Below are 26,760 nucleotides of genomic sequence, written 5' to 3'. Positions count from 1 at the left end.
GGGAGGGGGAGAAAAGTATGTCTGCAAGACCGACATTTGACCATGAACTGGAGCAGTTAAACACAGATCTAATCAAAATGGGGACCCTGGTGGAGGAGGCGATCGAAAACACGATCACTGTGTTCCAAACGCAGGATTATGACTTAGCGAAAACGATCGTGGAGCACGACCGCCAGATCAACGATATGGAAAAGATCATTGAGTCCCGAAGCCTCAGCCTGATGCTCCGCCAGCAGCCGGTGGCGGTTGATCTGCGGTTTGTATCCACCGCATTGAAAGTAGTGACTGATATGGAACGAATCGGAGATCAGGCTGCCGACATTGCGGAGCTTCTGACCCACATGGATGGCTCGCACATCTATACGGTGATCCAGCATATCCCTGACATGGCCAAGAACACCAAACAAATGGTCCACGATGCGATCGCCGCGTTTGTACAGCTTGATTTAGAGCTTGCCGAGCGGGTGAAAAAACGGGATGATGTGGTAGACGACCTGTTTAACCGGGTAAAAGACGAGGTGATCAAAATCCTGAAAACAGATGGCGCGCCGGTAGACAGCGGGATCGACTTTTTGATGATCGCCAAATATCTGGAGCGGATCGGGGACCATGCGGTAAATATCTGCGAATGGTTGGAATTTCGTCTGACAGGGGAGATCAACCACACGAAGCTGCTATAAGGCGTTTATAAAGAAACTGCACTGCGAAATTCACGGTGTGGTTTCTTTTTTGACCCGATAGAAACATAAAAATTTACATCTTTGTATTTGTATCTTTCAAACAGTTGTGATATAATATACCAGAATAATATAGAAAAGTTTTTTCTATCAATGGAGGATACTATGGGAAAATATCAGGATGTTGATTGCCCAATTTGCCATAAACCGATCGAAAACGGGGAACCGGTTGCTGTCTGCCCGGAATGCGGAGCGCCTTACCACAAGCACTGCATCGAACAGACAAAGCAGTGTGTGCATCAGGATTTGCATGCTTTGGGGAAAAACTGGGAGCCTCCTAAAAAGGCGCAGGCTAACTATGTAAAGGACGAACCGAACCGGTGCAGCCGCTGCGGTGCGTTAAACCCGGCGCAGGGACTTTTCTGCGAGGTGTGCGGCAACCCGCTTCGCACGACGCAGCAGCCCAGTCCCAATGACCCCGCGCGTGACCCTAAAAATCATTATCACGGCAATGCCGGTGTGAATATTGGACCGGAAAATCCAGCTGGCAGGGGAATGCAGACCCCGCCGCCGATGATGGAATACAATCCGTTTACTACTCCTTTCGGCGGAGTAAACCCGGATGAAAAGATCGACGATGTGCCGGTGCGGGACGTAGCAATTTTTGTGGGGCAGAATACGCCGTATTTTATCCCGAAATTCAAACAGATGAGCGACAAGACCGGCGGGATGTTTTTTAATTTTGCCGCAATGTTTTTTCATGGGTTTTATTTTTTGTACCGAAAAATGTACCTGTGGGGAATCCTGTTTTTGATCGTGATGTTTGCGCTGAGTACGCCGAGCTTGCTGATGTATATTGACACGATCCGCAAGGTACTGGACCCCAATGCGGCCGCATGGTTTAACAGCGACCAGTTGATAGTGCTTGGGAATACGCTGTCTATGGTGTCGGTGGTGGTGCGGTTTGTTTGCGGGATCTTGGCGAACCGGCTGTACAAAAATTACACGATGCAGAAGATCAAAAAAATACAGGAAGAGTACCCGGATCATGACGCTTATGTTGCAGCGCTGACCAAACAGGGCTCCATATCTTCCAAGCTGATCGTCGTTTGTGTGATCGGGTATTTTGTATTGGTGGGGGCAAGCTCCTTTTTGCTGGTGATGTTTGGCCTTTAAAAAATACTTGACAGATAGTTTTTAAAAGGGTATAATATTTCTGTTATCCTTGCTCTGCGTTACGGCGCAGGGCCAAAGTCCAAAAGGAGGTGCTTTTTAATGGCAAAATTAGAACAGAGCTATGAATCGATCATCATTTTAAGTACAAAATTAGGTGAAGATGGTATCAAAGCCGTGATCGCAAAATTTACGGACATGATCTCTAAAGAGGCTACTTTGGAATCTGTGGACGAATGGGGCAAACGCAGACTTGCTTATGCGATCAACTATGAACACGATGGTTACTATGTATTGTTCAACTTTACCAGCAAACCGGATTTCCCGGCTGAACTGGACCGTGTTTATAAAATTACTGACGGCGTAATTCGTTCTTTGATCATTGCAAAATCAGAAGAAAAGTAGGAGTTGATTTTTTATGTTGAACAGGGCGATTTTAATGGGACGCTTAGTAGCTGATCCAGAACTTCGTCAAACTCCGAACGGCGTCTCTGTGACTGCGTTCCGCATTGCGGTAAACCGGACCTATAACCGGGAACTGACTGACTGGATCGACATTGTCGCTTGGCGGCAGCAGGCGGAATTTGTATCTAAATATTTCCAAAAGGGAAGTATGATCGTTGTTGAGGGATCTATCCAAACCCGTAATTACGAAGATAAAAATGGAAACAAGCGCACTGCTGTAGAAGTGGTTGCGGATCAGATCCATTTTGCAGAAAGCAAGAACGCACAAAGAACGAACTCTCAAAATTTTCCGTTGCCGACTGAGATGGATGAACCTGCAAAGGGGACAGGCTTTTCTGTTGGGAACATGGACGATTATGAGGAACTGGATACCGATGACGGCGACCTGCCGTTTTAAAACCGATTTGTAAAGGAGGTACTTGAAAGATGGAAAGAAACAACCGTGGGAAACGTACCCGTAAAAAAGTATGCGCATTTTGTGTAGATAAAGTTTCTGAGATCGATTACAAAGACATCGCAAAACTGAGAAGATACCTTTCGGAAAGAGGAAAAATCGTTCCGAGACGTGTTACCGGTACTTGCGCTTGTCATCAGCGTCAGTTGACCACAGCGATCAAACGTGCCCGTCACATTGCATTGCTGCCATATGTAAGCGAATAAGACTGGAAAATCCCGTACCGTAAGGTATGGGATTTTTTATTGTTTATTTTTCGTATAACTCCTTACAAAATTAGACCTTCTTTTTGTGTATTCGTATATAAATGTCAAAAAAATTAAACATTTTGTTGACTTTATAGGTATATTTTTGTAAAATAAAAGAAAATTGACAATGAAAGGGAGAAAACAATGCAGCAATGCACTTCAAATGACGATTTAATAGAATACCAAGAGTTTAACTGGTCTGTAATGAGTTTTGTTTCCGAAATGGTGGGATTATTCCGGGATAACCCTGATCCGCAGACAGCGATTCTGCAAATTTTGAAAAGGGTAGGGGAACTGTACCGGGTAGACCGTGTATATATCAGTTTGTTTACACCGGATGGAACTAAAATTGAAACTGCGCTGCAATGGCATGTGGAAGATACGCCGGCACTGAATTTTTCCGACTTGATCAACCGAAAAGATGTTTTGCACACGTTTCAGGAACGGGAGATCTGCCGGTGCGATGACGTTTCAAAGCTTGATGACGAAAACGCGAAGAAATTTTATGACACTTACGGGGTAAAAGCGGGAATCGAGTACCTCTTTATCAAAAATGGGGAAGCATTCGGCTGGATCGGGCTGCACGACTGCCACCATACCCGTCATTGGCTGGCGCGGGAAATAGAACTGCTGCAAACGGTAGCGATCCTGTTGCGCGAAAGGATCCATAGCCTGTAAATCTTTACAGACAGACTTTTTTATGGTATGATGAATTTTGTTTGGAAAGCCTATGAAAATGATAAGATATTGTTGATAAAAGCGTTTGTGGAGTTTTCCGCAGGCGCTTTTTTACTTCAGGAGGAATTTATGCAAAGAAAAGAAGAAAATTTTAAGGCAGCAATTTTTGATTTGGATGGGACGATTTTGGATTCCATGTATGTATGGGAGTGGATCGATCAGGAATTTTTAACAAAACGGGGGATCCCTGTTCCGGATGATTATATCGAAGCAGTGTGTGCCCGAAGTTTTCAGGAAGCTGCGGATTATACCATTGCGCGTTTTGGCCTTCAGGAACGCGCGGAGGACATCATCGAAGAATGGGGAGAGCTGGCATATCAGCAATATAGCGAACAGGTAAAATTGAAACCCTATGCTAAGGAGTACCTCACCTTTTTAAAGGAACAGGGGATCAGGTTGGCAGTTGCGACTGGGCTTTCCCATGCTTTGATGGAAGCGGTTTTAAAAAATAATCAAATTTGGGACCTGTTTGACCTGTTCTGCTCTGCCGACGAAGTAGAGCGGGGAAAGGAATATCCGGACCTGTATTTTTATACGGCGGATAAGCTTTCCCTTGCGCCGGAAGAATGCATCATGTTTGAGGATGTTTATCCTGGGATAAGGAGCGCAAAGATGGCGGGAATGATCGTTTATGGAGTAGAGGACTTTTATTCGCTGGAACAGAAAGAGCGGATCATCGAGATCGCGGATGGGTATTTGAAAGATTTTCGCTTGGCGCCTGTTCCAAAGGAAAGCGGTCAATAAAGCCTCTGACAAGTATAGTACCTTGATAGGTAAATCGGTTACAAATGATCTTTGATTCGGTCCAGCGCGCCTTTTTCCAACCGGCTGACCTGCGCCTGGCTGATCCCAATTTCCTGCGCCACCTCCACCTGTGTTTTCCCTTGAAAAAATCGCAGGGTCAGGATCGTTTTTTCCCGGTCGTTCAGGCTGGTAAGGGCTTCTTTTAATAGGATTTCCCCCAGCCAGTCAGTTTCATCATTTTTGTCCCCAAGCTGGTCCATGACATAGATGGTGTCCCCGCCGTCGGAATAGACTGGTTCGTACAGGGAAACAGGATCGACGATTGCTTCTAACGCAATGACTACATCGGCTTTCTCCATCTGGAGTTCCTTGGAGATCTCTTCGATCGAGGGTTCACGGTTTAATTCCCGGATCAATTTTTCTTTGGCTTGCATGGCGCGGTAGGCGGTATCTTTTAAGGAGCGGCTGACCCGGACAGAATTAGAATTGTCCCGGAGAAAGCGACGGATCTCCCCGATGATCATGGGGACGCAATAGGTGGAAAAACGGACGTTAAAGTTAATATCAAAATTGTCGATTGCCTTGATCAGCCCGATACACCCAACCTGAAACAGGTCGTCTAAGCTTTCGCCGCGGTTGGTAAAACGCTGGATCACGCTTAAGACTAATTTTAGGTTTCCGCTGATCAGCTTTTCACGGGCAGTTGGATCTCCTTCATGCATTTTTTTCAAATATTCAATTCGTTCCTTTTCTTTTAGAACGGTCAATTTTGAGGTATTGATCCCGCTGATCTCAACTTTGTTTGCCCACATGTTTTTAGCACACCTTTCAAATGAACTACACCAAAAGTATGAGCAGGAAAACTGCGCGGCAAACAACTGGAAAAAAATAACGGCTCTTTTGTAATTTACCTTGACGAAAAAAACGGAATAGCTTATAATAAATTTAGAGAAAATATTCTTCTCCATTAAGGGAAGAATATTTTTATTTTGTGTAAAAACGAATGGAGTTGGACATTTTGGCAGCACAGACAAATGACTTGGGAACGTTACCGATCAAAAAATTATTGCTGCGTTTAGCTGCACCGGCGATTTTGGCGCAGCTGATCAATGTGCTTTATAATATTGTGGACAGAATCTACATTGGAAATATGCAGGGAATCGGACATCTGGCATTGACCGGGGTCGGGCTGACATTTCCCATCATTACGCTGATCTCCGCCTTTGCTGCAATGATCGGGATGGGCGGAGCGCCGCTGATGTCTATGAGCCTGGGCGAAAAAAATATGGTACGGGCGCAGAAGATTTTATCGACCTGTATGGCGGCTCTTATCGTGCTGGCAGTTGTTTTGACGGCAGTATTTATGATCTGGAAACGCCCTTTTTTGTTTGCCTTTGGCGCAAGCGGCGATACCATTTCCTATGCGGATGAGTATATCTCGATCTATCTGCTGGGCAGTGTTTTTGTTATGATATCATTGGGGCTGAATAGCTTTATCACCGCGCAGGGATTTTCCAAGATGGGGATGCTGACAGTTTTGATCGGGGCGGCGGCCAACATTGTTTTAGATCCGATCTTTATCTTTGTGTTCCAGCTGGGAGTGCGGGGCGCGGCGATCGCTACAGTCATTTCCCAGGGAATATCGGCAGCGTGGGTTTTGTTATTCCTATTCGGGAAAAAAGCTACGGTAAAATTAAGGCGGAAAACATTCCAATTTGAGTGGAAAGTCTTGCTTTCTGTGGTGGCGCTTGGGATCTCACCGTTTATAATGCAGTCTACGGAAAGCCTTGTGATGATAGTACTCAATAGCCAGCTCCAGCGTTACGGGAACGATTATTATGTAGGCGCTATGACGATCATATCCAGTGTTTCCCAGATCACGATGATGCCGCTGATGGGATTGGCGCAGGGGGCACAGCCTATCATCAGCTATAACTATGGGGCGGGGCAGCTGGGACGTGTCCGTCAGGGATACCGTTTACTGATCCGGGTATGCGTGATTTATGCAACTATTCTGTGGCTTTCCTGTATGCTGATTCCGCAGATATTTATCCGAATTTTTAACAGTGACCCTCAGCTTGTCAGCACGGCAGTCCCTGCACTGCGCATTCAAATGGGGATGATCTTTGCTATGGGGGTGCAGAACTCTTGCCAGCAAAGCTTTCTTGCCTTGGGTCAAGCGAAAATATCAGTTTTTTTGGCACTGCTCAGAAAGGTGATCTTACTGATCCCGCTAGCTCTTATTTTCCCATTATTTATGGGGGTCAACGGAGTATTTTACGCACAGCCTGTGGCAGATATTTTAGCAGCTACCAGTACGGCGATCTGCTTTGCTTTGTTTTGTAAGAAGCATCTGCACAAACAGGAAGAAACGAGCGCTGAATAAACGGAATGATTTTGTGCAAAATTATTAGAATATAGGGCTTCTATTAAAACTTTGTTAAGAAAATAACCAAATTTGGTATGAGCTTTGTAAAAAATGGATATTTTGGATTGCATTTGACAAGCATTTCAGTTATAATGTATAAGAAGAAATTTTGAACAATTCATGTTCAGAAGATTAAGAAGTAAAGGAGATGGAATGTATGAGTAGTTGGGCAGAGTTTTTCAACGTTGCAATTACCGGTATTGTGGTTGTTTTCATTGCATTGGTCGTACTGATCATTATTGTTTCGATCGTTGGCAAGATCTTCTCAAGTTTAGACACAAAAAAAAACAGCAATAGCACGGGAAACGACCAGCCTAAAGTGACCGGATCTCCTGTACCGGCCGATACTGTGGCAATGGAAGCGGAAGACGGCTTAACTGATGAGGTTGTGGCTGCTATCACTGCTGCGATCGCCTGTGTCATGACGGAAAACGGCGTTACAAAGCCGTTTCGGGTAAAAAGTATTCAGCGTGCCGGGAATTCTCGGAATGTGTGGAATATGGCTGGTTTGTTAGAAAATACCCGTCCATTCTAAGGAAAACAACACAAGGGGAGAAAAACAATGGATTTATTTTTGAAAAGTATGGGCGATATGCTGGCTGATTCAGGATTCGCTGCATTCTTTCAGGGTGACGGCTGGAAAAGCCTCATCATGATTGGGATCGCATGTATTCTGATGTATCTGGCTATCGTGAAGCAGTACGAGCCATTACTGCTGCTGCCGATCGCTTTCGGTATGCTGCTCGTAAATATTCCGCTTGGCGGGGTAATGGATTATCCGAAAATGGTATTTGAACCGATGCAAAACGGGGCGGGGCATTTCCCTGAGCTTTTAGTAAATACCGGTTCAGAAACCTTTACTGTATATCAGAACCTTGAAAAACAGGTGAACGGCGGTCTGCTTTATTACCTGTATCAGGGTGTAAAACTGGGGATCTATCCGCCGCTGATCTTCTTGGGCATTGGTTGCATGACCGATTTTGGTCCGCTGATCGCAAACCCGAAATCCTTTATTTTAGGTGCTGCCGCCCAGCTTGGTATTTTCGTAACATTTTTAGGAGCTTTGGCAATTTCTGCATTAAATATTCCGGGCCTTACCTTTACTCCGGAACAGGCTGCTTCTATCGCTATTATTGGTGGTGCTGACGGCCCGACTGCGATTTATACGACTGGTAAGCTGGCGCCAGAATTACTGGGGCCGATTGCGGTTGCCGCGTATTCTTACATGGCGTTGGTGCCGGTTATCCAGCCTCCGATTATGAAGGCATTGACCAGCAAGAAAGAGCGTATGGTCGTGATGGAACAGCTTCGTCCGGTTTCCAAAACCGAAAAGATCATTTTCCCGATCATCGTTACTTTGGTCGTTTGCTGCTTAGTTCCTTCTGCAACTCCGCTGATCGGTATGCTGATGCTGGGGAACCTGTTTAAAGAAAGCGGCGTGGTTGACCGTCTGGTCAAGACTGCACAGAACGAGCTAATGAACATTGTTACCATTTTCTTGGGTGTTACCGTTGGTGCGACTGCAAGCGCTGAAAAGTTCCTGAACCCGCAGACTATTGCGATCATCTTCTTAGGTCTGTTTGCATTCTGCGTTGGTACAGCAGGCGGCGTTCTGTTTGGAAAACTGATGTATGTCTTCACCAAGGGCAAGGTAAACCCGCTGATCGGTTCTGCTGGTGTTTCCGCGGTCCCAATGGCTGCTCGTGTATCCCAGAAGGTTGGTGCTGCTGAAAAACCAACCAACTTCCTGTTGATGCATGCAATGGGTCCAAATGTTGCTGGCGTTATTGGTTCCGGTGTTGCAGCTGGCGTACTCATTAGTATTTTCGGTTAAACTTGAATGAAAAAAGGACAGGTATGATGCCTGTCCTTTTTTATTTTTATCAGAAATTTCATTTTAGGGTACAAAGAGGGAATATCAGCAAATAATTTTGTGAATATGAATAATCTTTGAAGAATATTCTGTAGTATTTGCACACAAAATTTATGGAATCTTGATTTTAAGCTGGTAAAATGTTAAAATGTTCTGGTATGGTATCCTCTTTCTGGATAGGATTTGTTCTTGAGAGAGATACCAAGAATTTGGCAAGAAATCACAGGGAAGGGCATGGTAAGAATTTATGGCGATTATCAAAAGCAGACGATCCTTAAAGGGTGTCCATGTACCGCATCATAAAAATACGGAGCACTGCGAATCTGTATTGTTCCGTGATGTCGGGGAGGTTGTCATTCCAATGCAGCAGCATATGGGTGCACCTTGCCAGCCAACAGTAAAAGCAGGGGATTTGGTCAAGTTGGGGGACAAAATCGGCGACAGCCAAGAGTTCTTTTCTGCGCCAATCCATGCAAGCTGTTCTGGCACCGTGGTTCGTGTTGAGGATTTTTGGACTGTGACCGGTGCGCAGACCAAGGCTGTTGTTATTAAAAATGACGGGGAATATACAGTCAGCGAATCAGTAAAAAAACCATTTATCAGCGATAAAGAGGACTTTATCCACGCAGTCCGGGAATCGGGCCTGGTGGGCCTTGGCGGCGCGGGTTTTCCCGTTCACGTCAAACTGGCTTATAAAAATCCGGAACGGATCGACACATTGGTAATTAACGCCGCGGAATGCGAGCCTTATATTACAGCGGACTTCCGGGAATGCATGGAAAATACTGACGCTGTTTTGGCAGGGATCCGGGCGGTAAAAAAATACCTGAATATCAAGTCCGTTTATTTCGGGATCGAAGCCAACAAGCCGGAGGCATTAAAGCTTTTAGATGAAAAGACAGAAAGCGATCCGGATTTTCATGTGGTGCAGCTGAAACAGCTTTATCCTCAGGGGGCGGAAAAATCTATCATCTATGCTGCGGCGGGGATCGTGGTGAAAGACGGAAAATTGCCTGCCGACTGCGGTGTGATCGTGATGAACGTATCCTCTGTAGGATTTATCGGAAATTATTTAGAAACCGGGATGCCGCTGGTATCGAAGCGTATTACAGTAGACGGGGATTGTGTGAATCGTCCACAGAACCTGGTCGTGCCGATCGGGACGCCGATCCGATGCGTGCTGGAATACTGCGACGGTGACCTTGGTTGTAAAAAGCTTTTGATGGGCGGCCCTATGATGGGGACACCGGTCAATTCGGTGGATACGCCGGTCATCAAAAACAACAATGCGATTCTGGCCTTTTCCCATAACGATATTCTTGGGAAGCAGACGACCGCCTGCATCCGCTGCGGAAAGTGCGTATCGGTATGTCCTATGAATTTGATGCCTACCATGCTGGAAAAGGCATATGACCGGAAAGACGCCGAGGCGTTAAACGCTTTGCATATCAATTTGTGCATCAACTGCGGATGCTGCAGCTATACCTGTCCGGCCAAGCGGCAGCTTGCCCAGAAAAACCAGCTGGCAAAAACCTTTGCAAGAAAAAGCGCTGTCAAATCGTAAGGCTGCTGATAGAGAGAAGGAGAGTCTATGGGAAATTTTATTGTAACACCATCCCCTCATATTACCAGTAACCACAAAACAAGCACGATTATGAGGGACGTAATTATTGCACTGATGCCGGCGCTGGTAGCGGCAGTCGTAGTTTTTGGGATCCGCGCGCTGGTAGTTACAGCGGTTTGCGTGGCTTCCTGTGTATTGTTTGAGTATTTGATCCGCCGGGTGATGAAACGGGATGCCACCATTTCTGACCTGAGCGCGGTAGTCACAGGGATCTTGCTGGCATACAACCTGCCGGTGACGATCCCGCTGTGGATCGCTGTGATCGGTTCTTTTATTGCCATCGTTGTGGTGAAGCAGATGTTTGGCGGGATCGGGCAGAACTTTGCCAATCCGGCTTTAACGGCAAGGATCGTGTTGTTCGCCTCCTTTGCGGTACATATGACGACCTGGGCAAACCCGTTTGATATTGATACCATTTCTTCCGCGACCCCGCTTTTGGACATTGAACACGCTGATACAATGGCGCTGTTCCTTGGCAATGTGCCGGGCTGCTTGGGTGAAACCAGCGCGCTGGCCCTGTTATTAGGTGGGATCTATCTGGTGCTTAGAAGAGTGATCAGCCCAGTGATTCCGTTGACCTATTTGGGAACGGTATTTGTTTTGTCCTGGCTGCTGGGGTCTGACCCGGTAAACCAGTTGTTTGCGGGGGGGCTTATGCTGGGCGCTATCTTTATGGCGACCGACTATGCAACGACCCCGATCACGACCAAGGGGAAATTTATCTTTGCTTTGGGATGCGGCTTGATGACGATCGCGATCCGGCTGTACGGTTCTTATCCGGAAGGGGTTTCTTTCTCGATTTTGTTTATGAACCTGCTGACCCCGCTGATCGACCGTGTGACAAAGGCAAAGGCTTTTGGGACCCAGAAAAAAAAGAAAGGGGCGGAGGAATAATGGGAAAAGCAAAAGAGATTCTCGTTCCGACCCTTGCACTGACAGTCATTGCGGTTTTGGTAGCTGTTTTGCTGGCTGTTACTTATAATGCGACTGGGGTTGGAAATATCCAGCCGGGGTTGAGCGACGAGGAATGTGTGGAATATGCCTCTACGGTGATCCCGGATGCGCAAAAGCTTATTAAGGCAGATTATCAATCTGGTGAAGCGGATTTGCTTGGCGTGTATCAGGACGAAGGAAAAACCGGTGTTGCCTTGCATATCCAAACAGTGGGATATGCCGGGAAAAGCTCCCCGATAGAGGCTTTGATTGGGTTTGACAAGGAGGGGGCTGTCACTGGGATCGTGATCGTGTCCTGTCCGGAAACCCCAGGACTTGGTACGCGGATCGAAGACGCGGAATACCTGAAAAATTATACCGGCGTCAGCGGCTCAGCAGATGGGGTAGACACCATTACTGGTGCGACGATTTCGTCTACTGCTTTAAAAGCCGGCGTGAATTTTGCGATGGAGCAATTTGAAGCTGTGAAAGGGGAGGTGCTGGCATGAGCAACTTTAAAACGTTCAGCAAGGGCATTTTAGAAGAAAACCCGGTATTGGTCATGCTGCTTGGCACCTGTCCGACACTGGCGACCACCACGCTTGCCTCTACCGGCGTAGGGATGGGACTGGCGACCACCTTTGTTTTGGTCTGTTCCAACATTGTTATTTCCATGCTGAAGCGGGTGATTCCCAAGGAGGTACGCCTGCCCTGCTTTATTGTTGTGATCGCGGGGTTTGTTACCTTTGTCAGCTTTATTTTGCAGGCATATATCCCGGATCTTTACGATTCGCTGGGGATCTTTTTATCCTTGATCGTTGTAAACTGCATTATTTTAGGGCGTGCGGAGATGTTCGCTAGCAAAAATAAGGTCGGGGCTTCTGCTTTAGATGGTTTGGGAATGGGTCTTGGCTTTACATTGGCCTTGTTCGTTATCGGCTCCTGCCGTGAGATTTTGGGATTTGGCTCCTGGCTTGGAATCTCGTTTGAGGATCTGCTTGGTTTTTGGCCGGAACCAATGCTCTTCTTTATTACGCCTGCCGGCGGGTTCTTTGTGTTTGGTGTTGTGATCGCGGTCGTCAATCTGATTATGCGCGCCAAAAACCGCAAGCCAAAGGAAAAAATCGGTTGTGAAGGCTGTCCGCATAAAGCAGAATGCACGAAACAGGAAGGGGGCTGTGACGCATGTTAAAAGAAATGCTAGTCATTTTGTTCAGCGCAATTTTGGTCGACAACTTTGTGTTGAGTAAATTCATGGGGATCTGTCCGTTCCTGGGAGTTTCCAAAAAGATGGATTCCGCTGTCGGGATGGGCGGCGCCGTGATTTTTGTCATGCTGATGGCCTCGGCTATGACTTATCCGATCTATGAATACCTGTTAGTTCCTTATCACTTGGAATATCTGAACACCATGGCGTTCATTTTGGTAATTGCCTTGTTTGTTCAGCTGGTGGAAATCATTTTGAAACGGTATATCAAGCCTTTGTATAATGCCTTGGGCGTTTACCTGCCATTGATCACCACCAACTGTGCGGTGCTGGGTGTCACGCTGTTAAACGTGGAAAACGAATATAATTTCCTGTCCTCTATGGTAAATTCCTTGGGTGCCGGTTTAGGCTTTACCTTGGCGCTGATTTTGTTTGCAGGTGTCCGGGAACGGGTAGAAGCGGCGGATGTGCCTCAGGCGTTTAAAGGGGTGCCGATCACCTTGGTTGCCGCCAGCATCGTGGCGGTATCGTTCATGGGCTTTAATGGTTTAGTAACCGGTATTTTTGGATAAGGAGGGAAATGTGATCATGCAGATTTTAATTCCTGCCCTTATCTTTGCGGGGCTTGGTATTTTCGCCGGACTGCTGCTGTCGATCTTTTCAAAAGTGTTTGCAGTGAAAACTGATGAACGAGTAGAAAAGATCCGGGAGGCGCTTCCGGGAGCCAACTGCGGGGCATGCGGCTTTTCCGGGTGCGACGGTTATGCGGCAAAGCTGGTGGAGGATGACAGCTTAAAAACAAACCTTTGCCTGCCGGGCGGAGAAGAGACCTCCCGCGCGATCAGTGAGATCCTTGGTAAAAGCTTTGAAGCAGTGGAACCAATGGTGGCAGAGGTATACTGCAAAGGCACGAGCGAAACGACAGAAGATATTTTTGAATATGACGGGATCTATTCGTGCAGTGCCTGCAACCTGTATTATAGCGGAAAGGGAAAGTGTAATTACGGCTGTTTGGGATTCGGCGATTGTATGAACGTTTGCCAATATGGCGCGATCAGCATTGTAGACGGAAGGGCGCATATCAACGAGTCGCTTTGCGTTGGCTGCGGAATGTGCGCCAACATATGCCCCAAGGGGATCATTGGGATCCACAAGAAAGCGCAGAAGGTCGTGGTAAAATGCTTTAACTGCGACCCCGGAAAATACACCCGAAACGCCTGTACCGCCGGGTGTATCGGCTGTAAAAAATGTGAAAAGACCTGCCAGTTTGACGCGATCCATGTAGAACGCAACCGCGCCCGTATCGACTATGATAAATGTACCAACTGCGGGGAATGCGCGGCGGTTTGTCCGGTGAAGTGCATCCTTGTAAAAGATATCTAAAAGAAAAAACGCTGCAAAAGAAAAAATTTTGCAGCGTTTTTACATAGCAGGGCTAGCTTTATTTTTGAAACGTGCTATAATAAACGATACGGGACTAAAAACAAAACACAGAGAAGAGGCTTTTAGAAGAAATGAAAAAGGTTTTTACAGTGATTTTTTGCTTTTTAGGAGTGATTCTGACATTTGGCGGTATTTCCGGTATGGCTCGTTATTTTGAGGCGGCTGACGGGGATTCTGTTGCGGTAATTGGCGGAACGGATGGGCCGACTGCTGTTTACCTGACCGGGCCGATGGCAGATGAGAGCCTTTGGAGTTTGATTTGTATCACTGTTGTTGGGATCGTGACCTTGATCGCAACACTGCTGTTTACAAGGCATAGAAGGAAAAAATAAGAAAGGTATCTCTTACATGGGGAAGTATCAAAAGAAAAATTTGTTATTATTCTTGCTGGCTGGTCTGCTGGCAGTAAGCTGTACAGCGTGTGGCAAAGAAACCAAAACAGAGAACAGCAAGGCGGAAATATCTGTTTCTGAGCAATCCACCGCGGTCAGCGGAGCGGAAGAAAGCATGGAAGAGGTACAGCCTGTAAAGCTAAATCATACTTATACCACAAAATTTTCCGATGTAAATGCAGTCACTTATCCTCACTTTTTATTTGATTATTCGGATAACTGGACCATTTCACAGGAAGAGGTAACAACGAATACAGAGTCTGTGACCTTAGCCAATGATCATGGGGCGGAAATAAAGTTCCGTTATTTTGGCTATCCGAAGGATTTTAATTTTGGAACCAGCAATGCGACAATGACACGGGTAGAGGTTTCAAAAATCGGGGATTCCCAGTTTGTGCCCTCCTATGTACAGGGGACAGACCACAGCGATTTGGGGAAGTTTATGGTGGCACAGCTGAAAGTGACCGGGGAATTGGATATGCAGACAGATTCTGATTTTTCGGATATTGACGGCGCAGTGTCCTATGCTGTTTTGCCGGAATCATGGACCGGGACAGATGACAATGTCAGAGGACCGTTTGAAGGGGAATTTAGCTTTTGGTACAGCGGCTATCTTTCCTTTACCTGTAATATGCCGGAAGGAGAAATATCCGCGTCAGAAAAGCAGGAAATATTAGCGATCCTGTCAAGCTTTCGGAATGAATCATAATAAAACCAGCCGCGGGCATGCCCGCGGCTGGTTTTATTATGATTCCAGACTTTCAAAAAATGGATCAATATTTTTGTCCATCTGGAAGTGGAGGGATACATTCCCCAAAATCAGGGTAATGTAGGGAACATCTTGATAAAAAACCATTTCCATGATTTCACTTTGTTCTACGTCGCTTTTGTCTTCACCAAAGCGCTGGGTATCGTCTTGAGAAAGGACGCAGCGGTAGGAAACAGTTTCACTTTTTGGGTTTTGGACCAGCTTCCAGTTTACAGCTAGATTCATTTCCTCAAAAAGCTGTGAGATCTCTTCTTGGGTGTTCAGGGTCGCGATCACTGTTTTGTCCTCTTCCCGGATCACCTGGACCTCCTGTGATTTTCGCATTTCTGTAGTAATTGCTTTCATATCTGCTGCCCTTTCTGCAAGCTGATCGGTAAATTCACATCCTGCTAACAGGGAAAGGGTCATGATCCCTGCCAATAGGGCAGCTGTTATCTTTTTCATACTCTTTCACAATTCCTTCCTTAGAATTCATATCTTGAGCAAAAGCGCTGTTATAGCTTGTTTATTCCAGCCTTGTCAGGCATTCTTTGACAGCCCAAGAGATAAAGGAGGATTTTGCCACTCGTTCCGCTTCTTGCTCGAGGCGGTTTTCCCAGTAACAGCCTGTGAAACAGGAAAGCAACAAAGCCATTGAGCAGGAAATGAAAATAAATTTTTTCATCAGTTCCTCCTTGTAAAAAGGTTACTCCAGATTCAGGTGTTTGGATAAGGTACTGTGAGTGATAAAGAAGAACAGTACAAATTCCGCGGCGCTTAGAATGATAGATCCGATCATGATCAGATGCCCTAAGGCAGTTGGCGAAAGAACGATCGATTCTAAGAAGATGCCTGCAAACATCATCAGAATCAAAGCCACGATCTGCATGACAAAGGAGATCACCAGATATGCGCCGATCGCGTAAAGGATCTTATGCTTTTTGCTTAAACGGTGCCCGAGCGCTAGGCAGGCATAGTAAAAAACAATGCCTGAGTAATTGCTGACAACCAGCAGCACGATAAACTCAATGATAAAGAATACCAAGTGGAACTGGGTGATAAGCTCTGTTTCAAAGAAGCCTTTGATCAGATTATGAAACAGGAACGGGAGGTTTTGAACCATCCATTGGATCCCGTCGCCATTGAGCAGTAAAATGAACAGGGACAAAATGAATACAAGGATAGTCGCGACCGACCAGATCATGGAGGTGTGCAGTTTTGCCCAAATGTGCTGGGAAGGTTTTACCGGCAGGGTCATCATCAGATAACCTTCATCGCACATCAGGTTTTTATAAAAGCGGTACACAAAGATGATGAACGAAATGAAAAACATGGCAATCAATCCTAAAATGTAGATCGTCATGGTTGCGCCTGTCAGGATGGAAAGAATGCTTTGGATCATATCATTTTCGGGAAAGATCCGAAAGGAGGTGCTGTACCCGTTTAATTCCATGAACAAGCGATTGATCAAAGCAAGCGCCAGGATAATGAGATACATCGGCAAAAACATCCGGGCTGTCGCCTTAAACTCATATTTCATCAATTTTACTAACATCTGAATACCTCCCGGAAATAAGCGTCAATAGATTTTCCATGCTGTTCCCGGATCTCGTCGGTAGAAGCCGCCAGGAACAGGTTGCCCTGATTGATAAAGATAATATCATCCAGAATTTTTTCAATATCATAGATCAGGTGGGTAGAAATGATGACCGTTGAATTTTCACTGTAATTGCTGATGATCGTGTCAAGGATATAATCCCTTGCGGCAGGGTCAACGCCGCCGATTGGTTCATCCAGCAGATAAAGGTCTGTTTCACGGCTCATCACCAGGACAAGCTGGACCTTTTCCTTAGTTCCTTTCGACATGGTTTTTAAGCGGTCGCCGTCATTGATTTGCAGGCGTTTGAGCATATCATAGGCTTTTTCCTTATTGAAATTAGTATAAAAATCAGAGAAAAAGTCGATGATGTCCCGCACCTTCATCCAGTCGTTCAAATAGGTGCGCTCCGGAAGATAGGAAACCATGTTTTTTGTTTGTGCTCCAACAGGGATGCCGTTGATAGAAATGCTGCCGGAGGACGGGGTGAGGATCCCGCTGATCATTTTGATCAGGGTGGTTTTCCCGCTTCCGTTTGGACCAAGCAGGCCAACGATCCGTCCCCGCTTTACCGTTAAGTTTGTAAAGTTTAACGCAGGGAACTGGGTATAAATTTTTGAAACGCCCCTGCATTCTAAAATATTTTCCATACTCAAACCTCCTAGTTTGATCGTGTGATACGTTCGATCGTTTCCGATTTAGAATAACCTAATTGCTGCATTTGCAGGAAAAAGGTTTCGGTTTTTTCATCGGCTAGCTGTTCCTTGATTTGGGAGATACGCTGCTGGTTTTCGGTAATAAAGCGTCCTGAAGTACGCTGAGAATAAACCAGCTCCAACCGCTCCAGTTCTGCCAAAGCCTTCTGCATTGTATTTGGGTTGACAGAGGCTTCAGAAGCAAGGTCCCGTACAGACGGCAGCTTAGAGCCGGACGGGTACATCCCGGAAACGATCCTTAGCTGGATTTGTTCGATCAGTTGGGTGTAGATCGGCCTGTCATCTCGAAATTCCCATTGCAATCTGTTTTCCTCCTTCCGATTGTATTATTGTACTACTGGAATAATACAATGATACAATCGGAATAAAATTTTGTCAAGTAGTTTTTAAAAATTTTTGCCTTGCAATTTTTTTGATTTCATTGTATCATAAAGTATCGCAAAGAAAGGAAGGATATTGATGCAGATCCGATTAAAAAAATTAAACCCCAATGCAACGGTTCCAACCCGCGGAAGCGAACTGGCGGCGGGGTATGATCTATACGCCTGTTTGGAAAGGCCTGTTACGATCCTGCCGGGGGAAACGGCGAAAATCACTACCGGCCTGTCAATTGAGATCCCGAAAGGGTACGCGGGATTGGTGTATGCCAGAAGCGGGCTGGCTACCAAAAAGGGACTTGCCCCCGCCAATAAGGTAGGGGTATGCGACAGCGATTACCGGGGAGAATATTTGATTTTCCTACATAATCATAGTAAGGAAGCAGCTACTGTAGAACCAAATGAGCGGATCGCGCAGCTGGTAGTGACGCCTTTTTTAGAAGTTACTTTTGAAGAGGCAGAGGAATTGACCCAGACCCAGCGGGGCGAGGGCGGATTTGGCTCGACCGGAAAATAGAAAACGCCTTTCCCTGTCACGGGGGAAAGGCGTTTTCGCATTGTTTGAAAGCAAGGATCTGCTTGAAAAAAAGAGCAAAATATGGTAGAATAAATAAAATATTGGCACTATATGTTGAGTGAATTTCAAAAGAACGGAAGGCGTAAAAACATGTCGAAACTTTCCCCGATGATGCAACAATACTTAAATATCAAGGCGGCGCACAAAGACCATGTGCTTTTTTTCCGGCTGGGCGATTTTTATGAAATGTTTTTTGACGACGCGGTAAATATCTCGAAAGAACTGGAGCTGACCCTGACCGGGAAGGATTGCGGACTGCCGGAGCGGGCGCCCATGTGCGGGATCCCGTACCATGCCGCGGAAACTTATATCAAACGGCTGATCGACAGGGGGTATAAAGTAGCGATCTGTGAGCAGACAGAAGACCCCGCGCAGGCAAAAGGACTGGTGAAGCGGGATGTCATCCGGGTCATTACCCCGGGCACCTTGATTGAAGGGGACATGCTGGAGGATTCCAAGAACAATTATATTGCCAGCTTCTATGTAAAGGGAAAGGCCTTTGCGGTTTGCTTTGCGGATATTTCCACGGGGGAAGTATATCTGACCGAGCAGATCAGCACCAACCTGAACAACGATATGCTGAATGAACTATCCAAGTTTATGCCGTCTGAAGTACTGTGCCATGAAAGTTTTTTAAAGGCAAAGGAGATCAAGGATTTCCTTTCCAACCGCCTGCATGCGGTGTGCAGCTTTTACGAAAGGGAAGGGATCGACCTTTCTGAATCGGAATCGGTGGTAAAACAGCACTTTGCGGTTTCCGGCCCGGAGGAGCTGGGGCTTGCCGAAAACGGGCTGGCTGTTCTGGCACTTGGGGGATTGATTCAATACCTGAACCAAACCCAGCATGATGGGGCAAAGCGGTTATCACAAATTCACTTTTACAACGAAACGCAGTATATGAATATTGACATCACCGCCCGCCGGAATCTGGAGATCACGGAAACGATCCGCACTAAGGAAAAGCGTGGGACATTGCTGTGGGTGCTGGACAAAACAAAGACCGCAATGGGGAAACGCCTGATGCGGAAATCTTTGGAGCAGCCGCTGATCAATTTGGCGGAGATCACCCGCCGCCAAAACGCCGTTAAGGAATTGTTTGAAGAGGATATCCTGCGCAGTGATCTGCAGGATCAGCTTTCCGGGGTATACGATCTGGAACGGCTGATGACCCGGGTGGTTTACGGTTCGGCAAATCCAAGGGAGCTGCGCTCTCTGGCCGCGACCGCGGGCAGGCTCCCTGCGATCAAGGAGCTGACCGCCTCGTTCCAGTGTGAAATGCTCAAAGACATCCACGAGCAGATCGACCTGATGGAGGATATTGCGAACCTAGTGGACAATTCGATCGTGGAGGAACCTCCGTTCAACTTAAAGGATGGGGGATACATTAAGCCTGGCTTTAACTCTGATTTGGACGAATACCGCAGTCTTTGTACCAACGCGAAGGAGATCATCAAGGGAATAGAGGAATCGGAGCGGGAAAAGACTGGGATCAAGGGATTGAAGGTCAAATACAACAAGGTATTCGGCTATTACATCGAGGTGACAAACTCCAACCTTGACATGGTGCCTGATACTTATATCCGCAAGCAGACCCTAACAAACTGCGAGCGGTACATCACGCAGGAACTGAAAGAGCTGGAAACCAAGGTTTTGACAGCCAGTGAAAAGATATTGGCGTTGGAAAATGAAATTTTCCATGAGGTGCGAAAATATATCGCCTCTCGGCTGGACGGGATCCAGCGGACCGCGATCGCGGTTTCCAAGCTGGACTTTTTGTGCTCGCTGGCGTTCGTGGCGGCACAAAACAACTATGTTTGCCCGCAGATCGTGCCGGACGGGAGCCTAGAGATCAAAAACGGGCGGCATCCGGTGGTAGAGCAAATGCTGGACGGAAGCGTGTTTGTGCCCAACGATACCTATCTGGACCAAAAGGATCACCGCATGGCGATCATTACCGGGCCGAACATGGCGGGAAAATCCACCTATATGCGTCAGGTAGCGATTTTAGTGATCATGGCGCAGATCGGCAGTTTTGTCCCGGCCTCCAGCGCGAAGCTGAGCATTGTGGACCGGATCTTTACCCGCGTCGGCGCGTCGGACGATTTGGCGGCCGGCCAGTCTACCTTTATGGTGGAGATGAGCGAGGTGGCGCATATCCTGAAGCACGCGACCCCCCACAGCCTTGTCATTCTGGACGAGATCGGGAGGGGGACCTCTACTTTTGATGGGATGAGCATTGCCAAAGCTGTGGTGGAATACATGACGAACGCCAAAAAACTGCGGTGTAAAACACTATTCGCGACCCACTACCACGAGCTTACCTCCTTGGAAGACGAGTTGGAGGGCGTGAAAAATTATAATATCTCAGTGAAAAAACGGGGAGATGACATCACCTTCCTGCGCAAGATCGTACCGGGCGGCGCTGACGACAGTTTTGGGATCGAGGTGGCAAAGCTTGCCGGGATCCCGGAAAAGGTGGTAGAGCGTGCCAAGGAGATCTTAAAGGAGCTGGAATCGGAAAATGGGGTCGTGCGGGTGATCCGGGAATCCGCCCCGCAGGACAGCCAGATGACTCTGATGAATTACACCAGCGAAATTGAGGAAAAGCTCAGACAGCTTCAGGTGGATGCCTTAACACCGCTGGAAGCATTGAGTTTATTATATGAATGGAAGAAACTGATCAAATAAATTTGAGGAGGTGCGTACCAATGGCTAAAATACAGGTGCTGGATAAATCAGTTTCCGAACTGATCGCGGCGGGCGAGGTGATTGAACGCCCGGCTTCGATCGTTAAGGAGTTGCTGGAAAACGCGATCGACGCGAAGGCAAGCGCCGTGACTGTAGAGATCAAGCAGGGAGGGATCGGTTTTATCCGGATCACTGACAACGGGATCGGAATTGCAAGGGAGGATGTGCCGACGGCATTTCTGCGCCATGCAACCAGTAAGGTGCGCACCGAAGATGATTTGACGAATATTGCAACCTTGGGCTTCCGCGGGGAGGCGCTTGCTTCTGTCTGCGCGGTCGCCAAGGTGGAACTGATCACCAAGACCGCCGGGCAGGAACTGGGAAGCCGTTACCTGATCCAGGGCGGGGAGAATGGCACTTTGGAAGAGGCGGGCTGTCCCAACGGCACAACGATCATCGTGCGGGATTTATTTTACAATGTCCCGGCGCGCTTAAAGTTTTTGAAAAAGGACTTTTCTGAAGGGAACGCGGTTCAGGGAATCGTGGAAAAGATCGCCCTTTCCCACCCGGAAGTGTCGGTGAAGCTGATCAAGGAAAACAAAATGGTTCTGCATACTTCCGGCAACCGTGATCTGCGTTCGGCGATCTATTCGGTATTTGGAAAGGATTTTGCGGCAGGGCTGCTGCCGGTGAATTATCAGCACAATGGGATCAGGGTAAGCGGGTTTATCACAAAACCGGCTTGCTCCCGGACAAACCGCTCCATGCAGCATTTTTTTGTCAATGACAGATATGTGAAAACCCGCACGGGGATGGCCGCGCTGGAAGAAGGATACAAGCACTCGATCATGGTGGGAAAATTCCCGGCCTGTGTATTAAAATTGGGAATCGATTACAGTCTGGTCGATGTAAACGTCCACCCGGCAAAGATCGAGATCCGCTTTGTACAGGAACGCCCAGTGTTCGAGGCGATTTACTTTGCGGTAAAATCCGCGCTGGAGCAGGAGGATATTCTAAAATCCCAGTCCAAATCCCAGCGTCCGGAGCTGCTAAGCACCTTTTATCAGAAACCGACGCGGCAAACGCAGTTCCCGGCATCGCCCTCCGTGCCGCCAAAACCGGCCGATCCGGTTAAAGAAACCTCCCTGCCCCCCGGTAAGCTGAAAGTGCGGGAATATCCCGCGACACCCGCCGCACCGCAAATGACCGTGCAGGAGCCGGTACAAGAATATGATTTTCAAGCTCCTAAGCGGAGCGTTCCAGTATCGCCGGCGCCGCAGTCTGCCCCAAAGCAGGTGTTTGATGAAGCTGCATTTTCTTTTTTAAAACGGGAAAACTTTCAAAAACAGGAGCAGCAGGAGCCGGAAACCATCATTCCGGAAGCTGCGCCGCCTCAGCCGGAACCGGAACAAGAAACGCCCGTGATCCGCATGATCGGAGAAGTGTTCAAGACCTATATTCTCTTTGAAACAGAAGACCTGTTCATTATGCTTGATAAGCATGCGGCGCACGAGCGGATCTTATATGAGAAGCTGAAAAAACAAATCCATTTAAAGCAGTCCCAGCTTTTGCTGGCACCGGTTCCCGCCGCGCTTTCCACAGAGGAAACGGACGCGCTGCTCTCACACCGGGATTTATTGCGCCAAATGGGCTTTGATATTTCACAGCGGGACGGAAAGCTTCAGGTGACCGAAGCGCCGGTCGTTTTAAGCCGGTATCCCTTAGGGGAGATCATGGAAGACTTAGCAAAAAATATTTTACTTTGTAAAATAGATGTGACCCCGCAGGTGTTTGACGATCTGCTGCACTCTATGGCCTGCCGGGCGGCGATAAAAGCGAATGAGGACAACACCCCGGAAGAACTTCAGGAATTGGCGCAGCAGGTGTATTTTGACCATAAGATCCGTCATTGCCCACACGGACGCCCTGTAGGGATCACCATGACAAAATATGAGATCGAAAAAAAATTCGGGCGTCACAATTGATCAGAGGAAAGGAACATTCGGATGCAGAAAATAAAGCTTTTGGCGTTGGTAGGTCCCACTGCTTCCGGGAAGACCCGGCTGGCGGTAGAACTGGCAAAGCGTTTTTCGGGAGAGATCATTTCCGCCGACAGCATGCAGATCTACCGGACAATGAATATTGCGACGGCAAAGCCGACAGTGGAGGAGATGGCGGGGATCCCCCACCATTTGATCGACTGTCTGGATCCGGAAGAGGCGTTTTCTGTTTCTGATTATGTTTCTTTGGCAAGGGAAAAGATCCGTGAGATACACGGGAGGGGACATCTGCCGATTTTAGCTGGCGGGACCGGGCTTTATATCGACTCGGTGGTCCAGCATGTGACCTTTTCGGAACAGCCGGAGGACCCTCGGCTGCGGGAAGAGCTTTACCGGCAGGCGAAAAAAGATCAAGGGAAGGAACTTTACGAGTCCCTTTGCCGGATCGACCCGCAGGCAGCGGAACAGATCCATCCGCATAACTTTGTGCGATTGGTGCGGGCGGTCGAGGTTTACCGGCTTACCGGGAAGACCCTGACCCAGCATAAGGAAGAAAGCCGGCGGGAACCTTCCCCCTACGAAACCTGCATGATCGGTCTGAACGCCACGGACCGGCAGTTTTTGTATGACCGGATCGACCTTCGGGTCGATTTGATGATGAAGGCCGGACTTTTAGAAGAGGCCAGAAAGGTTCTTTTCTCCAAACATTTAAAAACAGCTTGGAATGCCATCGGGTACAAGGAATTAAAGCCTTATTTTGACGGAGCGGCTTCGCTGGACGAATGTATCGGGAAGATCAAGCAGGAATCCCGGCGCTATGCCAAGCGGCAGCTGACTTGGTTTCGGCGGAATCCCCAAATCCATTGGGTTTATATTGATGAATGCGGTACATTTGAGGATGTTATAAAAAATTCTCAAAAATATGTAGAATCTTTTTTCAATCTGTGATAGAATAAGGAAAAATGAATACTATAGGTATAATTTTTAAAAGAAAGGTGGTCTGAGCAACGGGAATGGTTCCCTTGCGGTATCAAATGAAGAACTTAAATTTACAAGATGTATTTTTAAATCAGGCCCGGAAAGAAAAAGTACCTGTGACGATCTTCTTGACGAATGGATTTCAGTTTCGGGGGATCGTAAAAGGGTTTGACAGCTATATTGTGATTTTGGACTGTGACGGCCGCCAGAATCTGGTGTATAAGCATGCGATGTCCACCGTCGTACCTTCCCGCCCAATTTCGATTTTAGATGCGGAACAGAATAACGAAGAATAGGAACGCTGATTCATGAGCAATAAATTGACAAGGGTAGTTGCCCTGATCCTTGCTGTTTTCGCATTGATCTATTTTGGCTATCAGATCTATCACTTTTTTTATACCCCTTATCAAACCGAGGTGACAGAAGTATACCAGTATGTCGATGAGGTGGAGCTGGAGGGGGTCCTCTTGAAAAATGAGGAAGTGATCAGCAAAGAGCACGATGGGGTGATCCAGTATGAATACCACAATGCAAAAAAAGTTGTGGAAGGTTCAGTGGTGGGGACCATTTACCAATCGGAGGCGGATGTTTCCAAAAATTTGTATGCCAAACAGCTTGATGAAAAGATTTCTGTTTTACAGGAATTGCAGACGCTTACCAACAGTTCCGGTACGGATCTGCAAAGCATCCATTCGGCAGTAGAGCGTGAGCAGTCCGATTTGGTGTATCTGATTAGTCAGGGTCAATATTCGGAGCTTTCCGACCGTTCCAGTGAATTTTTAAAACAGCTTTTGAAACAGGAAAAAGCGCTGGCTCCAGAGCTTAATTTTGGGGAGGAGCTTTCCTCCTTGCAGACCGAGCGCAAAGCTTTGGAGGTCCCGGAGGGGGAAACGGTCAAGGCACCGATCGCAGGGTATTTTACCAGCGCTCTGGACGGATATGAAGGGGTGATCACTCCAGAATCTTTGGACGAGCTTTCTGTTGATGCGATCACCGATCTGCTGGAAAACACAAAAGCTGGTTTTGCGCCTCAAAATGCGGTTGGGAAGATGGTTGCATCCACCGATTGGAAATTTGCTGCTTTAGTGAAAACAAAGGATTTGGAAAAGCTGAAGGAAGGACAAAAGGTTTCTCTTGTTTTTTCTGGCGGTAGCTCCAATAGGATCGAGGCAAAGGTGGAAAAGATCAACAAAAACCTAGAGGAAGAAACTAGTTCGGTCCTGCTGAGCAGCAGTATTATGAATGAAGATATTATTGATCTGCGCAAGGAAAAACCGGTCATTTATTTTGGCAGCGGAAAGGGTCTGCGGGTTGACCGGGAGGCTGTGCGGATGAAAGACGGACAAACTGGCGTTTACATCAATTCAGGCCGGGTGGTCCGCTTTCGGAAGATCGATATCGTTTACAGCACAGATGATTATGTAATCAGTAAAATGTCCGATGAAGACGGATTTTTACAGTTATATGACGAAGTCATTATTGAAGGAAAAGATGAGTTATATGATGGGAAACCAATGTAGCCCGGAAGAAATCCGGGAAAACATCAAACGGATCCGCAGCCGGTTGGGGGAAGCATTTATAAAATCAGGCAGATCCCCTCAGGAGGTTCGGGTAATGGCGGTTACCAAGACCGTTCCCGCCGAGTTAGTGAATGTGGCGATTCAGGAAGGGATAGACTTGCTGGGCGAAAACCGGGTACAGGAATTTCAGTCTAAGCGGGAGTCTTATGATTTAAGAAAAGCAGAAGTTCACTTTATCGGCCATCTTCAGACGAATAAAGTAAAGTACCTGGCAGATACGGTTACAATGATCGAATCGGTGTCCTCTTATAAACTGGCGGAAGAGATCGACCGGATCATGGGGAAAAAACAGAAAAAAATGCCGGTTTTGCTGGAAGTAAATATTGGAAATGAGGAAAGCAAGAGCGGATTTGAGCCAAATAATTTGGTGGAAAATCTGGAAAAATTGTCGAAACTATCCAATATTTCCATAAAAGGATTGATGTGTATCCCTCCAAAGGGGGAATCTGAGAAATTTTTTTACAATATCCAGAAATTATTTGTTGACATTAAAGGGAAAAAATTAGATAATATAGATATGAGTGTATTGTCCATGGGGATGTCTGCGGACTTTGAACAGGCTATTCAGTACGGGTCGAATATTGTCCGTTTGGGTACTGTGCTGTTTGGACATAGAAACTATCAGAATTAAAATTGCTGGAGGTTTAAACTTATGAGCATTGTAAATAAGATCAGAGACATATTTGTCCCGCCGGAAGACGAAGAATTTGAAGATGAAATGGACATTTTGAATTCCAGTGCTCCGGAATCTAAAAAAGATTACGACTATGAAGAAATGACAGTTTCTACAAAAAAGAACAAGGTGGTCAATATCCACGCAACGACACAGCTTCAGGTTGTTTTGGTAAAGCCGGAACACTTTGAAGATGCAAGCGGAATCGCAGACCATCTGAATAACAAACGCACTGTTGTTTTAAATCTGGAATCTGCCAGCAAGGAACTGGCCAGAAGACTGGTAGACTTTTTAAGCGGTGTGGCTTACGCAAATAACGGACAGATCAAACGCGTTGCAAACAGCACCTTTATTATTACTCCGTATAATGTAGATATTATGGGCGATCTGTTGGACGAGCTGGAAAACAGCGGCGTATATTTTTAAT

At 46.9% G+C, this 26,760-nt stretch carries 32 protein-coding genes; 26 read left to right on the top strand and 6 right to left on the bottom strand.

Annotation, left to right across the window (positions count from 1 at the left end; all coding sequences use genetic code 11):
• The first annotated feature begins 17 nt into the window (after positions 1-17).
• The 7 genes from phoU to CIB36_RS06480 all read left to right on the top strand — a co-directional run bounded on the left by phoU (position 18) and on the right by CIB36_RS06480 (position 4,499).
• Positions 18-680 (top strand): phosphate signaling complex protein PhoU, encoded by a 663-nt coding sequence (phoU, locus tag CIB36_RS06510; RefSeq protein WP_093988712.1) that lies wholly within the window; start codon positions 18-20, stop codon positions 678-680.
• A 162-nt stretch (positions 681-842) separates the two neighbouring features.
• Complete coding sequence (locus tag CIB36_RS06505; RefSeq protein WP_158662604.1) at positions 843-1,853, top strand: RING finger protein; 1,011 nt, start codon at positions 843-845, stop codon at positions 1,851-1,853.
• Positions 1,854-1,952: 99 nt separating this feature from the next.
• A complete protein-coding gene (gene rpsF / locus CIB36_RS06500; RefSeq protein ID WP_093988710.1) occupies positions 1,953-2,255 on the top strand; it encodes a 30S ribosomal protein S6 in 303 nt (100 codons plus the stop codon).
• Positions 2,256-2,268: 13 nt separating this feature from the next.
• Positions 2,269-2,712, top strand: coding sequence for a single-stranded DNA-binding protein (locus tag CIB36_RS06495; protein ID WP_093988709.1), 444 nt, complete (start codon positions 2,269-2,271; stop codon positions 2,710-2,712).
• Between the two features lie 29 nt (positions 2,713-2,741).
• Positions 2,742-2,975 (top strand): 30S ribosomal protein S18, encoded by a 234-nt coding sequence (gene rpsR / locus CIB36_RS06490; RefSeq protein ID WP_093988708.1) that lies wholly within the window; start codon positions 2,742-2,744, stop codon positions 2,973-2,975.
• Between the two features lie 186 nt (positions 2,976-3,161).
• Positions 3,162-3,695: a GAF domain-containing protein gene (locus tag CIB36_RS06485; protein WP_093988707.1), complete on the top strand. Its 534-nt coding sequence runs from the start codon at positions 3,162-3,164 to the stop codon at positions 3,693-3,695.
• Between the two features lie 129 nt (positions 3,696-3,824).
• Positions 3,825-4,499, top strand: a complete 675-nt coding sequence (locus CIB36_RS06480; RefSeq protein ID WP_093989015.1) for an HAD family hydrolase — start codon at positions 3,825-3,827, stop codon at positions 4,497-4,499.
• 38 nt (positions 4,500-4,537) lie between these two features.
• Here CIB36_RS06480 and sigG read toward each other — a convergent pair whose 3' ends face one another.
• Positions 4,538-5,311, bottom strand: a complete 774-nt coding sequence (sigG, locus tag CIB36_RS06475; RefSeq protein ID WP_093988706.1) for an RNA polymerase sporulation sigma factor SigG — start codon at positions 5,309-5,311, stop codon at positions 4,538-4,540.
• A gap of 206 nt (positions 5,312-5,517) precedes the next feature.
• Between sigG and CIB36_RS06470 the strand changes: the two genes are divergently transcribed.
• The 11 genes from CIB36_RS06470 to CIB36_RS06420 all read left to right on the top strand — a co-directional run bounded on the left by CIB36_RS06470 (position 5,518) and on the right by CIB36_RS06420 (position 15,108).
• Positions 5,518-6,885 carry an MATE family efflux transporter gene (locus tag CIB36_RS06470; protein WP_407657457.1) on the top strand — a complete coding sequence of 456 codons (1,368 nt, stop codon included), beginning with the start codon at positions 5,518-5,520 and terminating at the stop codon, positions 6,883-6,885.
• 199 nt (positions 6,886-7,084) lie between these two features.
• Positions 7,085-7,462, top strand: coding sequence for an OadG family transporter subunit (locus CIB36_RS06465; RefSeq protein WP_158662603.1), 378 nt, complete (start codon positions 7,085-7,087; stop codon positions 7,460-7,462).
• A 27-nt stretch (positions 7,463-7,489) separates the two neighbouring features.
• Positions 7,490-8,761: a sodium ion-translocating decarboxylase subunit beta gene (locus tag CIB36_RS06460; protein ID WP_093988703.1), complete on the top strand. Its 1,272-nt coding sequence runs from the start codon at positions 7,490-7,492 to the stop codon at positions 8,759-8,761.
• 286 nt (positions 8,762-9,047) lie between these two features.
• Complete coding sequence (rsxC, locus tag CIB36_RS06455; protein WP_093988702.1) at positions 9,048-10,364, top strand: electron transport complex subunit RsxC; 1,317 nt, start codon at positions 9,048-9,050, stop codon at positions 10,362-10,364.
• A 27-nt stretch (positions 10,365-10,391) separates the two neighbouring features.
• Positions 10,392-11,318: an RnfABCDGE type electron transport complex subunit D gene (locus CIB36_RS06450; protein ID WP_093988701.1), complete on the top strand. Its 927-nt coding sequence runs from the start codon at positions 10,392-10,394 to the stop codon at positions 11,316-11,318.
• On the top strand, positions 11,318-11,866 hold the full coding sequence (locus CIB36_RS06445) for an FMN-binding protein (protein WP_093988700.1): 549 nt from the start codon (positions 11,318-11,320) through the stop codon (positions 11,864-11,866). The genes CIB36_RS06450 and CIB36_RS06445 overlap by 1 nt, the downstream gene beginning before the upstream one ends.
• Positions 11,863-12,549 carry an electron transport complex subunit RsxE gene (rsxE, locus tag CIB36_RS06440; RefSeq protein ID WP_093988699.1) on the top strand — a complete coding sequence of 229 codons (687 nt, stop codon included), beginning with the start codon at positions 11,863-11,865 and terminating at the stop codon, positions 12,547-12,549. The genes CIB36_RS06445 and rsxE overlap by 4 nt, the downstream gene beginning before the upstream one ends.
• Complete coding sequence (rsxA, locus tag CIB36_RS06435) at positions 12,543-13,136, top strand: electron transport complex subunit RsxA (protein ID WP_093988698.1); 594 nt, start codon at positions 12,543-12,545, stop codon at positions 13,134-13,136. The genes rsxE and rsxA overlap by 7 nt, the downstream gene beginning before the upstream one ends.
• A gap of 16 nt (positions 13,137-13,152) precedes the next feature.
• Positions 13,153-13,947 (top strand): RnfABCDGE type electron transport complex subunit B, encoded by a 795-nt coding sequence (locus tag CIB36_RS06430; protein ID WP_093988697.1) that lies wholly within the window; start codon positions 13,153-13,155, stop codon positions 13,945-13,947.
• A 131-nt stretch (positions 13,948-14,078) separates the two neighbouring features.
• Positions 14,079-14,339: a hypothetical protein gene (locus tag CIB36_RS06425; protein WP_093988696.1), complete on the top strand. Its 261-nt coding sequence runs from the start codon at positions 14,079-14,081 to the stop codon at positions 14,337-14,339.
• Between the two features lie 16 nt (positions 14,340-14,355).
• The gene (locus tag CIB36_RS06420; protein ID WP_093988695.1) at positions 14,356-15,108 is read left to right on the top strand and encodes a hypothetical protein; all 753 of its coding nucleotides are present in this window, start codon (positions 14,356-14,358) and stop codon (positions 15,106-15,108) included.
• A 36-nt stretch (positions 15,109-15,144) separates the two neighbouring features.
• Here the strand turns inward: CIB36_RS06420 and CIB36_RS06415 are convergent, their stop codons facing one another.
• The 5 genes from CIB36_RS06415 to CIB36_RS06400 all read right to left on the bottom strand — a co-directional run bounded on the left by CIB36_RS06415 (position 15,145) and on the right by CIB36_RS06400 (position 17,762).
• A complete protein-coding gene (locus CIB36_RS06415) occupies positions 15,145-15,612 on the bottom strand; it encodes a hypothetical protein (RefSeq protein ID WP_093988694.1) in 468 nt (155 codons plus the stop codon).
• 61 nt (positions 15,613-15,673) lie between these two features.
• On the bottom strand, positions 15,674-15,832 hold the full coding sequence (locus CIB36_RS13250; protein ID WP_158662602.1) for a hypothetical protein: 159 nt from the start codon (positions 15,830-15,832) through the stop codon (positions 15,674-15,676).
• A 21-nt stretch (positions 15,833-15,853) separates the two neighbouring features.
• Complete coding sequence (locus tag CIB36_RS06410) at positions 15,854-16,702, bottom strand: hypothetical protein (RefSeq protein ID WP_093988693.1); 849 nt, start codon at positions 16,700-16,702, stop codon at positions 15,854-15,856.
• Positions 16,696-17,394 (bottom strand): ABC transporter ATP-binding protein, encoded by a 699-nt coding sequence (locus CIB36_RS06405; RefSeq protein ID WP_093988692.1) that lies wholly within the window; start codon positions 17,392-17,394, stop codon positions 16,696-16,698. The genes CIB36_RS06410 and CIB36_RS06405 overlap by 7 nt, the downstream gene beginning before the upstream one ends.
• An 11-nt stretch (positions 17,395-17,405) precedes the next feature.
• Complete coding sequence (locus CIB36_RS06400; RefSeq protein ID WP_093988691.1) at positions 17,406-17,762, bottom strand: GntR family transcriptional regulator; 357 nt, start codon at positions 17,760-17,762, stop codon at positions 17,406-17,408.
• A 157-nt stretch (positions 17,763-17,919) separates the two neighbouring features.
• Between CIB36_RS06400 and dut the strand changes: the two genes are divergently transcribed.
• From dut to CIB36_RS06360, 8 genes are all read left to right on the top strand, one after another.
• Complete coding sequence (dut, locus tag CIB36_RS06395) at positions 17,920-18,354, top strand: dUTP diphosphatase (RefSeq protein WP_093988690.1); 435 nt, start codon at positions 17,920-17,922, stop codon at positions 18,352-18,354.
• Between the two features lie 150 nt (positions 18,355-18,504).
• Complete coding sequence (mutS, locus tag CIB36_RS06390; protein WP_093988689.1) at positions 18,505-21,102, top strand: DNA mismatch repair protein MutS; 2,598 nt, start codon at positions 18,505-18,507, stop codon at positions 21,100-21,102.
• A gap of 20 nt (positions 21,103-21,122) precedes the next feature.
• Positions 21,123-23,087 (top strand): DNA mismatch repair endonuclease MutL, encoded by a 1,965-nt coding sequence (mutL, locus tag CIB36_RS06385; protein ID WP_158662601.1) that lies wholly within the window; start codon positions 21,123-21,125, stop codon positions 23,085-23,087.
• Between the two features lie 21 nt (positions 23,088-23,108).
• Positions 23,109-24,050, top strand: a complete 942-nt coding sequence (gene miaA, locus CIB36_RS06380) for a tRNA (adenosine(37)-N6)-dimethylallyltransferase MiaA (protein ID WP_093988687.1) — start codon at positions 23,109-23,111, stop codon at positions 24,048-24,050.
• A gap of 86 nt (positions 24,051-24,136) precedes the next feature.
• Positions 24,137-24,376: an RNA chaperone Hfq gene (hfq, locus tag CIB36_RS06375; protein ID WP_093989014.1), complete on the top strand. Its 240-nt coding sequence runs from the start codon at positions 24,137-24,139 to the stop codon at positions 24,374-24,376.
• A gap of 12 nt (positions 24,377-24,388) precedes the next feature.
• On the top strand, positions 24,389-25,600 hold the full coding sequence (locus CIB36_RS06370) for an HlyD family efflux transporter periplasmic adaptor subunit (RefSeq protein ID WP_093988686.1): 1,212 nt from the start codon (positions 24,389-24,391) through the stop codon (positions 25,598-25,600).
• A complete protein-coding gene (locus CIB36_RS06365) occupies positions 25,572-26,291 on the top strand; it encodes a YggS family pyridoxal phosphate-dependent enzyme (RefSeq protein ID WP_229408206.1) in 720 nt (239 codons plus the stop codon). The genes CIB36_RS06370 and CIB36_RS06365 overlap by 29 nt, the downstream gene beginning before the upstream one ends.
• Before the next feature lie 21 nt (positions 26,292-26,312).
• The gene (locus tag CIB36_RS06360) at positions 26,313-26,759 is read left to right on the top strand and encodes a cell division protein SepF (protein ID WP_093988684.1); all 447 of its coding nucleotides are present in this window, start codon (positions 26,313-26,315) and stop codon (positions 26,757-26,759) included.
• Position 26,760 lies beyond the last annotated feature (1 nt).

The sequence above is a fragment of the Massiliimalia timonensis genome, from assembly GCF_900186585.1.
Taxonomy (GTDB): domain Bacteria; phylum Bacillota; class Clostridia; order Oscillospirales; family Ruminococcaceae; genus Massiliimalia; species Massiliimalia timonensis.
The sequence above is the reverse complement of the archived record's forward strand: the minus strand, read 5'-3'. Positions and strand labels throughout refer to the sequence as shown.